The sequence below is a fragment of the Flavobacterium bizetiae genome, from assembly GCF_902804475.1.
GTDB lineage: Bacteria > Bacteroidota > Bacteroidia > Flavobacteriales > Flavobacteriaceae > Flavobacterium > Flavobacterium bizetiae.
Map to the genome: position 1 here is coordinate 24,088 of NZ_CADCSU010000120.1, position 12,591 is coordinate 36,678.

Genomic DNA, 12,591 nt, shown 5'->3' on the forward strand with positions numbered 1-12,591 from the left:
ATGAAAAAAATAATAATAATTTTAGGAGTAATTGCCTCACTATTTACTTCGTGTAGTGACATAGATGAAAAAAGTTTGTCTTATCCTGCGGCTGATGAAACATACAGAACCTCAGGTGGATTTCAATTGTTAGTGAATTCTACTTATGCAAGATTGAAAGAAATTTATGGAAATAATCCATGGTTTTTTGTGGGAGGGACTGATTTGTATGCTGAAGGTTTTAATCCCGAGTCGCCTTTAAGTAATTATAGTAGTCTTGTACCTTCATCTAACAATGTTGAAGAGTTATATGTATCCTGTTATTCTCAAATACAATCAGTAAATAAAGTTTTGTATTATTCAACAATTACAGAGCAAACATCTAATTTAAATGTATTAGTAGGCGAAGCTCGATTTTTAAGAGCGAATGCTTACTTCTTGTTGGTTCAAGCTTATGGAGGAGTACCAATTGTTAATGATCATATAGTTAGTACTGAAAACACATCTTTTAACAGAAATACAGAAGAAGAAGTGTATAATCAAATTATTGAAGATTTGAATGCTTCTTTAGCAACTGTAGGAATAGCAAATTATGCTACATCAGGAAAAGTAAACAAGAAAGCTGTAAATGACTTATTGGCTAAAGTATATTTAACAAGAGGGTACCAATCTTATGGTAAAGCCACAGATTTTACTACAGCAGCAAATTTTGCAGATGCGGCTATTGCAGGGCAAGCACTAATATTGCCTGTTGAGCAATTGTTTAAACCTGGAAACGATCTAAATGCGGAAACTATTTTCTCTGTTCAATATGACAAAGCTTCTACAAGCACTAGTCCAACCACTCTTGGTAACAGACAATATTCTTATTATAGTTCTAATTTGGGAGGAACCAATGTTGGTGCGCCCCAGAGAAGTCAAAATTTATTACCAACACAGTACGCTTTAAATCTTTATGAGGGGCCAAATGACAAAAGATGGGATGCAACTTTTATGACCACAATTTATTCAGGTACTGAAACAACAAACGGAGTATCTTCAACTGTTGTATATTTTCCTTATTATAGAAGTAGTAGTTTGAGCACATTAAAAGCATTGCATTTTTATGAGCCAAAAGGGTATACACCTTCTCAAAGAGCTGCTTATATAGCTTCACATCCTGATTTACAAAAACCTAATAGACCAAATGGAGACCCGAGAGGATACCATAGATATGGAGAATACGGTGCAGAAAGCGTTGCTGTTCCGGGATGGATTAATGATTGTGGTACGATACCTGTGAAAAAATTTGATGATCCGGAATTATCAACACCGCTGGGTACTGGAGCTGTAAGCACAAGAGATATTATCCTGGCAAGATTAGCAGACACATATTTAATTGCTGCTGAAGCTTATCTTAAAGCAGGAAATCCTGCAACGGGACTATTACGCTTAAATGCCGTGAGAACCAGAGCAGGAGTAACTGGCGCCCTTCCTGCAGAATTTAATATTGATTACATTTTGGATGAAAGAGCAAGAGAAATGTTAGGTGAGTATAATCGTTGGTTTGATTTAAAACGAACAGGTACCTTGACAACACGAGTACCAGGTAATAACTATAAAATTAAATTAGCCGATTTTGGAACTGCTCCGAATCAAAAACTATTAAGACCAATTCCTCAAAAAGCAATTGATTTGAATAAAAACAAAGATTTTCCTCAAAATCCTGGTTATTAGTAATTTTATAATCCCTGAGGTTATGTTTTTTTGAAGAAGTTAAGAGGAGTTCGGTCATGAATCGGACTCCTTTCTTAACGAAATAATAGTTTACCTGAAATGAAAAGAATGTTGTTTGTTTTATTGCTTTTTTCGCAAGGTGTTATAGCACAAAAGAGCTATAATATTGATACTTCGTATACGGTAAAAAGTACCTATAATAAACTCATAAAAAAATATCCTTTTATAAAAATAGTAGAGGCCAATAAAGGAGCAAATGATACTCAGATTGAGGATATAGTGTATTACAAGGAGAAGTACAGAACATTACATTTAGATGCTTTTTTTACTAAAAACAAAAAGAAAAATCCGGGTATAATCATGATTCATGGTGGTGGATGGAGATCCGGCAATAAAAACCAAATGCAGGTTTTAGCGCAGGAAATAACCGCAAAAGGATATTCTTGTTTTGCAATTGAATACAGATTATCATTAGAAGCCAAATATCCACAGGCGATTTATGATGTAAAAAACGCGATTAAGTTTATAAAAGATAATGCAAAAAGATTCAGGGTAGATCCAGACAAAATTGCCGTTTTAGGATGCTCTTCAGGAGGTCAGATGGCAGCTTTGATTGGTACAACAAATGAAGATTTAGGTTTTGAAGATACGTCATACAAAAGTAGATCTTCTTCGAAAGTGCAGGCAATTATCGATATAGATGGAATTTTAGCTTTTAAACATCCCGAATCAAATGAAGGAGAAATGGCCGCTTTTTGGCTCAACGGAACTTACAAAGAAAATCCGGAAAACTGGAAACAAGCATCGGCGCTAAGTCATACGAATAAAAATACGCCGCCAATCCTGTTTATAAACAGCAGTTTTGAAAGGTTTCATGCAGGAAGAGATGATATGATTGCCATTTTAAATCAGAATAAGATTTATAATGAAGTAAAAACAATTCAGGATTCACCTCATTCCTTTTGGTTTTTTCAGCCTTGGTTTGACGAAACGGTACAATATACTACACAATTTTTAGACAGAATATTCAAATAATTATAATAAAAATGAAAACAAAAATCACATTAGCAACCTTATTTTTAGTTGGAGTTACAGCGGTTAATGCTCAAAAATACGACATTAAAACGGCCAAAACATACGCCGAAATATCTGCGAAAACTGATGGTAAATGGGAAGGACGTAAATATATTGGAGGGACTGTTTTTAAAAATGTAGATCGCTTAAAATTAGCTCCTGAACATACAGATCATTCCTTTGATATTCGCTACGAAGGTCCGGGCTGGGAGAGTAACCGCATTGGATATCGTTTGTATCTGGACTGGAGAAATGCAGTTGATATTTTTGGAAAGAAAACTTCGGCAAATATTTTACCACTAGTGGGTCAGGATAATTTTGATTCGTATCACGAGATGAGCGATTGGGGAGCTGATATTCTTAAAGCTGGAAAAGGAATTGGAATTGGATCGATAGATCGTTATTTAAACGGTGAAAAATTACACTTCCGTGAAGTAGATTCAACCATTGCAACTGTAGCCAACAAAACAACCGAGTCGGGTGTAAAAGTGAATTATTACGGATGGAAAACCGCTTCGGATAAAATTGATTTTACATCAGTATTAACTATCAAACCAGATCAGCTTTATACCCAGCATACCATTCAGGCATCAAAAGAAATTAAAGGAATTTGTACCGGAATTGTAAAACAAAAAAATGCCGAATTGCTTAAAAAAGAAAGCAAGAACAAAAAATGGGCATATTTAGCAACTTACGGCGAGCAATCATTAGTGCCGGATAAATTAGGAATGGCTATTTTTTATCAAACCAATACCATCGAAAATGTTGAAGATACAGCTTTAGACTATCTTTTAGTTTTTAAACCCACTACAAAAGCAACTTCTTTTTACTTTTTAGGTGCTTGGGAACAGGAACCAAATGGCATTAAAACAAAAGAAGAATTTGTGAAGTACTTAGATCAGAAATTAGAAGTATTGAACAAGAAAGTGAAGATGTAAGAGATTGAAGAGAATAAAGAGGAAGGAATAAAGAGGAAAGAAAAATATGCCAGAAATCTGCTTGATCTGCTAAATCTGCTAGAAAAAAAACAAATCTTTTTAATCCTTTTATCTCGATAGCTATCTGGAGTGGCAAAAAATATAATGTATGCTTAAATCGACTTTTTTAAAAATAAATCTTATTGTTTTGTTATTGATTATCGGTAATAAAACAATGGCACAAAGTACTGAAAATGCTGTTCTTCCTGACAATTTAAAATGGTCAGAGAGAACGGCACTTACTGTTTTGAATACTTATCCTAAAGCTTCACAGATAGACGGAACTAAAAAGCCAAAATGGGATTATAAAATGGGATTGGTTTTGTTTGCTTTTGAAAAATTATATCAAAAAACAAACGACAAAAAATACTTTAACTATATAAAAGAATATGCGGATGAATTGATTGATGCAGAGGGAAATATAACCGATTATAACATCAAAGATTACAATATCGATTCTGCAAATCCGGGTAAATTATTGTTTAATTTATTGGATGAAACCAAAGACAATCGTTACAAAAAAGTAATAGAACAATTAAGACATCAGATCGAAACTCAACCCAGAACGGCAAGCGGAGGATTTTGGCACAAACAAATTTATCCCAATCAAATGTGGATTGATGGTTTGTTTATGGCAGAACCTTTTTATACGCAATATACAGTGAGGTATGAAAATGGAAAAGCGCTGGATGATATTGCCAGACAATTTGAATTGGTGCAAAATCATTTAGTAGATCAAAAAACAGGTTTGGTGTATCAGGCGTGGGATGAAAGTAAAGAAATTGCGTGGGCAAATCCTGAAAAAGGAACTTCTCCAACCATTTGGGGGCGAGGTATAGGATGGTATATGATGGCTTTGGTAGAAACATTGGATTATTATCCAAAGTCAAATCCAAATTATAAAAAACTGGCAGGTTATTTGAATCAGATTGCAAAAAGCGCAGTAGCACATAAAAGCGCGTCAGGTTTATGGTATCAAGTGGCAGATAAGCCTGATCTAAAAGATAATTATTTAGAATCTTCTGCTTCGGCAATGATTATTTATAGTTTAGCAAAAGGAGCAGACAAAGGATATTTATCTTCGGCTTATAAAAAAACGGCTCAAAAATCTTTCGACGCTTATCTTGCAGCATTTGTAAAAAAAGATAAAAATGGCGAAATAATAATTTCAAACGTATCATCGAGTGTAGGTTTAGGAGGAAAACCTTTTCGCGACGCAACAAATGAATATTACATAAATAGTAAAGCAAAAGACAATAGTTCGCCCGCTTTAGCAGCATTTTTACTCAGTGCAATAGAATTAAAAAAATAATAAAATTTAAATATATTTTAAAATGAAAAATACTAAAAGACAAAGTTATTTTACATCAGTTGTTTTAGTTTGTTTAATCGCTTTTACAAGTTGCAAAGTGACTTCTCAGGAACCTGCAAAAAAAGAAATCGTAATTTCTAAAAATTTAAAGTGGTCAGATAAAATGGCCTTAACCTTAATGAAACGTCATCCTGAAGCGTATATGATCGATGATTCTAAAAAACCGAAATGGGATTATGTTCATGCTTTGGTTTTGCATTCCATAGAAGAATTATACAAGAAAAATCCGGATGCAAGATACAAGACTTACATAAGAGGTTATGTCGATGAGTTAGTACAAAACGACGGAACGATTAAGACGTATGAGCTGGACAAATACAATATCGACTTGGTAGTACCTGGGCGTTTACTTTTTGATATATACGCTGCTTCAAAAGAAGAAAAATATCTAAAAGCAATGCAGTTAGTACGCCAACAAATTGCTGAACAGCCACGTACGCAAAGTGGAGGATTTTGGCATAAAAAAATCTATCCAAACCAAATGTGGTTAGATGGTTTGTACATGGGAGAACCTTTTTATGCACAATATACCCTTACATTCGAAAACGGAAAAAACTTTGATGATATCGCAAAACAGTTTGAGGTAATCCAATCGCATGCAACAGATCCAAAAACAGGATTATTATATCATGCCTGGGATGAAAGTAAACAAATGCCATGGGCAAATAAAGAAACAGGTAATTCACCAAACTTCTGGTCAAGAGCTTTAGGCTGGTACGTTATGGCATTGGTTGATGTTTTAGATTATATGCCAAAAGATCATCCAAAACAAAAAGAATTGGTGAAATACCTGAACAATGCATCAGCTGCTTTGGCAAAATATCAGGATAAATCAGGTTTATGGTATCAGGTAACAGACAAAGGCGGTAAAGAAGGAAATTATCTTGAAGCTTCGGGATCATCAATGTTTGCTTACGCTTTTGCAAAAGGAGCAAACAAAGGATATTTACCGGCAAGCTATAAAAAATTGGCCAACAAAGCTTTTGACGGATTGACTAAAAAACTAATAAAAACAGATGCTGATGGCGGAATTACACTAACACAAGCTTGTCAGGTTGCCGGCTTAGGGGGAACTCCTTATCGTGACGGATCATACGAATATTATGTAAACGAAAAGAAAAAAGACAATGATCCTAAAGCTACGGGACCTTTTATTTTGGCTGCTTTAGAGCTGAATAGATAGTTTGTAATTATGAGTTATGAATTGTGAATGTGTAGTTTATTGTCTTGCTGATGGAATTCGAAGTATCGCATAAAAGCGCATAAAAAGTAAAGAGAAGGCCTAACAGGTTTTTAAAACCTGTTAGGTCTAATTATAAGTATAATATAAAAAAATGAAAAACATAAAAATCGTCATCCTTTTCCTTTTCGTTTTTTCTTTTCAGAAGAATACGGCGCAAGTCTGGATACCGGATAATGGAGACCGAACGTATACCAATCCCATAATTCACGCTGATTATTCTGATCCTGATGTGGTGCGTGTAGGAGATGATTTTTATATGACAGCATCGTCTTTTAATTGTATTCCGGGATTACCCATTTTGCATTCGAAAGATCTAGTCAACTGGAAAATTTTGAGTTATGCTTTGCCTAAACAACCTCCGTTTGAAACTTTTAATAAAGTACAACATGGCAATGGTGTTTGGGCGCCAAGTATTACTTTTCATAATGATGAATTTTATATTTATTATCCTGATCCTGATTTTGGAATTTATATGATTAAGGCCAAAAAAGCAGAAGGACCATGGTCTGAACCTTTGTTGGTAAAAGCAGGAACAGGACTTATAGATCCAAGTCCGTTATGGGATGAGGATGGGAAAGTATATCTTGTTCATGCCTTTGCCGGAAGCCGTGCACAAATTAAAAGCCTGATCGTAGTTTGCAGCATGAATGCCGAAGGTACAATTGCCAATAATGACGAAGTGATGGTAATTGACGGACATGAAAGTGAAGGTACAATTGAAGGTCCTAAATTTTATAAACGAAATGGGTATTACTATATTTTTGCTCCTGCCGGAGGCGTTTCTACCGGTTGGCAAACTGTTTTAAGATCGAAAAATGTATATGGGCCTTATGAAAAGAAGAAAGTTCTGGAGCAGGGAAAAACAGCTGTAAACGGTCCGCATCAGGGAGCTTGGGTACAAACACAAACGGGAGAAGATTGGTTCATTCATTTTCAGGATAAAGGAGCTTACGGAAGAATCGTGCATTTGCAGCCTATGAAATGGGAAAAAGACTGGCCGGTGATGGGACAGGATTTTGATAAAAACGGAATTGGAGAACCGGTTACTACTTTTAAGAAACCAAATGTAGGCAAGAAATATCCAATAAAAACTCCGGCAGAATCAGATGAGTTTAATGAACCTAAATTAGGTTTACAATGGCAATGGCAGGCCAATTCTCAAATCAATTGGGGATTTCCGACAAGTTTAGGATATCTTAATTTATTTTGTCTACCGACTATAAAAGACAATCAGAAGATTTTTGATGCTCCCAATTTATTACTTCAAAAATTTCCAGCCGAAGAGTTTACCGTAACCACAAAACTGACTTTTAATACAAGGTTAAATGGCGAATCGACAGGTCTTATTATAATGGGATTGGATTATAGTTATTTGAATTTAAAAAATGATAACGGAAAGCTATATTTGAATCAGAAAACGGGAACTTTCGATAAAAAAGTTTCAGAGACAGAAACCACTCCGGTTGTACTATCAAATAATACCGTTTATTTGCGTGTTCGGGTTAAAAAAGGAGGTGTTTGTAGTTTCTTTTATAGTGTAGATGATAAAAAATACCAGTCAATCGGAACCAATTTTGTTGCTAAAGAAGGAAAATGGATTGGCGCCAAAGTTGGTCTTTTTGCCTTGAGCGAAAAAGTAACAAACGATTCGGGAAATGTTGCCGTAGATTGGTTTAGAGTGACAAAATAGGATGCAAAGGTTCAAAGTGGCAAAGGCTAAAAGAAATAAAATAAGCTTAAAATGATTCAATTAAAAAAATATATAGTATTAGTGTTGTTTAGTATTTGCTTTGCTGTAAATGCTCAAAATACGTATAAAAACTGGCCGGATATTATTCGTAAAAACGATGCAAGTTGGTTTGGTACCGATGAGGCTAAAAAAATAGCGGAGAATGTTTTGTTGTATCAGAGAGACATTGGCGGTTGGCCAAAAAATATCCAGATGCAGGAAGAGCTAACTCCGCAGCAAAAAAAGGATCTATTGACACTTAAAAAGTCAACAAAAGAAATTACTACAGACAATAGCGCAACTTGTCAGGAAATGCTTTTTATGTCTAAAATGTATGCTCAGGTTAAGGACGAGCGATATAAAGAATCTTTTTTAAAAGGTTTGAATTATTTGTTTGATGCGCAATACAGTAACGGAGGCTGGCCTCAGTTTTATCCATTGAAAAAAGGCTATTATACACACATTACTTACAATGACGATTCCATGGTAAATATCTTAACCATCATGAAACATGTAAGCGATGAAAGTGATTTTTACAGTATAAAACCATCCAAGGAAATTGTCGAAAAAGCGAAGAAATCATTCGATAAAGGAATCAATTGTATTCTAAAAACACAATACAAGCAAAACGGAGTTTTAACCGCATGGTGCGCACAACATGACGAAGTTACTTTTGCTCCGGCAAACGCAAGAGCTTTTGAACTTGCATCGCTGAGTGGTTATGAATCTGCTAAAATTGTGTTGCTTTTAATGTCTGTAGAAAAACCTTCACCAGAAATAATTACAGCCATAAAAAGTGCTCAGACATGGTTCGAAAAAACAAAAATCACAAATCTTGAAGAGCAACGCATTACAAACGATGCGGGAAAAATTATCGACAAAAAAATGATTGTTACTCCAAATGCGGCGCCAATCTGGGCAAGATTTATGGAGTTGGATAACAATGAACCCTTTTTTTGTGACCGTGACGGAATTAAAAGAAAATCGCTTGATGAGATTGGCGCAGAGCGTAGAAATGGTTATTCCTGGTATACTGATGCACCAAAAGAAGTATTAAAAAAATTTCCGGTTTGGGCAGGCAAAAACGGAGTAAAACTTACATCAGCAGAGACCTCGGATAAAAAAAAAGATAATTACTATACGGTTGCTTTAGACGGTTCAGGTGATTTCACAAAAATTCAGGATGCTATAAATGCTTGTCCCTCTTTTCCGTATGAAAAAGTGACGGTGTTTGTCAAGAACGGAATTTACAATGAAAAAGTGAGAATTCCGGAATGGAATACTCATATAGCTCTTGTTGGAGAAAGTAAAGAAAATACCATTATTAGTTTTGATGATAATTTCTCGAAAATCAACACAGGACGAAATAGTACTTTTTTCACCTATACCGTTTTGGTCGAAGGGGATGATTTTTCGGCTTCGAATATAACGTTTAAAAATGCATCGGGAGATAATGGTCAGGCCATTGCATTGTCTGTTGTTGCAAATCGGGCTAAGGTTGTAAATTGTAATATTCTGGGCAATCAGGACACTTTGTATTTGTCGGGAAAAAATGCCAAACAATATTTTAAAGACTGTTATATCGAAGGTACAACCGATTTTATCTTTGGAAGTGCCACTGCATTATTTGAAAATTGTGAAATTCACAGTATCAAAAACTCTTATATAACTGCCGCTTCAACTCCTCAGGACACCACTTTTGGATTTGTTTTTAAAAACTGTAAGCTTACGGCTGAACCAGCTGCAATAGCAGTTTATTTAGGAAGGCCGTGGCGTATTTATGCAAAAACGGTATATATCAATTGCGATATGGGAAATCATATCAGAGCAGAAGGCTGGCACAACTGGTCGAAACCGGAAGCCGAAAAAAACGCTTTTTATGCAGAATACAATTGCAAAGGCGAAGGTTTTCAGCCCACAAAAAGAGTGGTTTGGTCACATCAGCTTTCAAAGAAAGAAGCCGAAAAATATTCAATAGAAAATATCTTAAAAGATTCGATTTCTAATTGGTATTCAAACTAAGTCCCTAAGGTACTGAGATACTAAGCTGCTAAGCTTTTAAAATTTAAGTATTAATCTTAGCAACTAAAAAAGACACTTATGAAATATTTACTTTTTTTATTGATTTCCTACACTTCTTTTGCTCAAAACAACGAATTTCCGTCAGCAAAAGTAGAGGCTATTGTCAATAGGATTCAGCTTCCTGTAATTCCTTCCTATCAAATAAATGTATTGAAATTAGGAGCCAAAGGAGATGCTGTGAGCAATAACAAAGCTGTATTTGACAAAGCTATGGCATTGTGTAAAAAGAATAATGGAGGAACTATTATAGTACCAAAAGGAACTTATAAGATTAATGGACCAATTCATTTTGTAAGTAACGTAAACCTTAAAATAGAAAAGAGAGCAAAAATAAAATTCAGTGATAAACCTGAAGACTATTTGCCCATGGTTTTAACCAGTTGGGAAGGAACAATGCTGTATAATTACAGTCCGTTAATTTATGCTTACCAATGTTCGAATGTTGCTATAACGGGCGAAGGAACAATTGATGGAGAAGGAGGAAAGATCTGGAAAAGTTTTAAAGCCAAAGAAACAGAAGGAAAGAATTTAAGCCGTGATATGAATCATAATAACACCCCTATTAAAGACAGGAAATTGGGAAAAGGCTATTTTTTGCGTCCTCAAATGATTCAGTTTTTTAATTGTAAAAACATTCTCATAGAAAATATCAGGATAGAAAATTCTCCTTTTTGGTGTTTGCATTTACTAAAATCAGAGAGCATTACGGTTCGTGGAGTGAGTTATAAATCATTAAATTACAATAACGATGGTATTGATCCAGAATATGTCAAAGATGTTCTAATAGAGAATGTGACCTTTGATAATGGCGATGATAATGTAGCCATTAAAGCAGGACGAGATCATGAAGGAAGAGCAAATTCGGCCACACCAAGTGAAAATATTGTGATTAGGAATTGTAATTTCAAAGGACTTCATGGCGTTGTAATAGGAAGCGAAATGTCGGCGGGAGTTCAAAATGTTTTTGTAGAGAATTGTAAAACTGTTGGCTTCTTAAAAAGAGGAATTTATTTGAAAACCAATGCAGACAGAGGCGGTTTTATAAAGAATGTTTTTGTCAGGAATATTCAGCTCGATGAGGTAGAAGATTGTTTGTACATGACAGCAAATTATCATGGAGAAGGAAAAGGATACCAATCTGAGATTTCAAATATTCATTTTTCGAACATTACTTGCAATAAAGCATCAGAATCAGGAATTGTAATTCAGGGATTTCAGCAGAAAAAGATCCAGAATATTTCTTTTAATAACATAGAAATCAAAGAAGCAAAAAATGCCCTTTCGAATGAAAATGCGGAGAATGTTTTAATGACCGATGTTTTTATAGGAAATAGAGCAGGAGTGCCTTCGGCAGTTTCTAAACATTAATTTTCTTTAACCGCAAAGTTCGCAAAGGTTTACGCAAAGAACGCTAGGTTTTTCTTTTGTTTCCAGCTTTGTACACTTTGCGTTTAAATAAACAAACATATCAAAATGAAAAAATACCTATTATTAGCATTATTAATTTCTACAGTAAGTTTTGCGCAAAAAACTACGCTATACACCATTGGAGACTCAACAATGGCAAATAAAAAAGATCCCGATAAAAATCCGGAACATGGTTGGGCGCAAGTTTTGCAACCGTTTTTTAAGGATGATATTGTGGTGGTAAATAAGGCTGTAAATGGGCGAAGCACCAAAAGTTTTATTAACGAAAAACGTTGGGATTCTATTTATAAAAAACTTAAAAAAGGTGATTATGTTTTTATTGAATTTGGCCATAATGATGAAAAAATAGAAGATTCGACCCGATATACAAATCCGCATACGAGTTATCGCTATAACCTAATCAGGTTTGTAAAAGAAAGCCGTGAAAAAGGCGCAATTCCTATATTATTAACTTCTATAGCAAGACGTAATTTTAATGAAAAAGGAGTATTGGTACCTACTCATGGCGATTATCCTTTAGAAACAAGATTGGTGGCACAGGAATATAAAGTCTTTTTTATTGATCTTGAATATTACACAGAATTATTGGAACAATCCTATGGACCTGAAGAATCAAAACAATTGCACTTGCATTTTAAAGCGGGTGAAAATGCTTATTATGATAAAGATAAAGCAGATGATACACATCTTTCTTTAAAAGGCGCTACCGAAATTGCTCAAATTGTGATTAATCAGATCAAAGAACAAAAAGATTCTTCGATGAAAAGACTCCAAAAAGCCATTAAGTGAAGAGTTTGATTTTCAAAGTATGTTTTATACTGTAATTTCTATTTCTTTTATAGTTATGTGAATGTTGATTTAATGAATTTTAGAAATAAAATAACTCTATTGTTTAAATTCTTAATAAATTTTATTCCAATTTTGTTTTCTGTGAAGTTTTTCGATTCTTCAACAGTATGGCAGTCATCTTCTGGATAATGCTATTCACTAT

9 protein-coding genes are annotated in these 12,591 nt (G+C 34.6%); all 9 read left to right on the forward strand.

The window, feature by feature from the left end:
* The 9 genes from FLACOL7796_RS16510 (at nt 1) to FLACOL7796_RS16550 (ending at nt 12,389) form a co-directional block, all read left to right on the forward strand.
* Nucleotides 1–1,695 carry a RagB/SusD family nutrient uptake outer membrane protein gene (locus FLACOL7796_RS16510; RefSeq protein WP_173971830.1) on the forward strand — a complete coding sequence of 565 codons (1,695 nt, stop codon included), beginning with the start codon at nt 1–3 and terminating at the stop codon, nt 1,693–1,695.
* Between the two features lie 99 nt (nt 1,696–1,794).
* Nucleotides 1,795–2,730: an alpha/beta hydrolase gene (locus tag FLACOL7796_RS16515; protein ID WP_173971831.1), complete on the forward strand. Its 936-nt coding sequence runs from the start codon at nt 1,795–1,797 to the stop codon at nt 2,728–2,730.
* An 11-nt stretch (nt 2,731–2,741) separates the two neighbouring features.
* Entirely contained in the window at nt 2,742–3,707 is a 966-nt protein-coding gene (locus FLACOL7796_RS16520) for a DUF4861 family protein (protein WP_173971832.1), read from the forward strand.
* A 148-nt stretch (nt 3,708–3,855) separates the two neighbouring features.
* Nucleotides 3,856–5,058 (forward strand): glycoside hydrolase family 88/105 protein, encoded by a 1,203-nt coding sequence (locus tag FLACOL7796_RS16525; RefSeq protein WP_173971833.1) that lies wholly within the window; start codon nt 3,856–3,858, stop codon nt 5,056–5,058.
* A 22-nt stretch (nt 5,059–5,080) separates the two neighbouring features.
* Nucleotides 5,081–6,301 (forward strand): glycoside hydrolase family 88/105 protein, encoded by a 1,221-nt coding sequence (locus FLACOL7796_RS16530; RefSeq protein ID WP_173971834.1) that lies wholly within the window; start codon nt 5,081–5,083, stop codon nt 6,299–6,301.
* A 151-nt stretch (nt 6,302–6,452) separates the two neighbouring features.
* On the forward strand, nt 6,453–8,051 hold the full coding sequence (locus FLACOL7796_RS16535) for a glycoside hydrolase family 43 protein (protein ID WP_173971835.1): 1,599 nt from the start codon (nt 6,453–6,455) through the stop codon (nt 8,049–8,051).
* Nucleotides 8,052–8,102: 51 nt separating this feature from the next.
* On the forward strand, nt 8,103–10,112 hold the full coding sequence (gene pelA, locus FLACOL7796_RS16540) for a pectate lyase (protein ID WP_173971836.1): 2,010 nt from the start codon (nt 8,103–8,105) through the stop codon (nt 10,110–10,112).
* A 78-nt stretch (nt 10,113–10,190) separates the two neighbouring features.
* Nucleotides 10,191–11,540 (forward strand): glycoside hydrolase family 28 protein, encoded by a 1,350-nt coding sequence (locus FLACOL7796_RS16545; protein ID WP_173971837.1) that lies wholly within the window; start codon nt 10,191–10,193, stop codon nt 11,538–11,540.
* 105 nt (nt 11,541–11,645) lie between these two features.
* Complete coding sequence (locus FLACOL7796_RS16550) at nt 11,646–12,389, forward strand: rhamnogalacturonan acetylesterase (protein ID WP_173971838.1); 744 nt, start codon at nt 11,646–11,648, stop codon at nt 12,387–12,389.
* Nucleotides 12,390–12,591 lie beyond the last annotated feature (202 nt).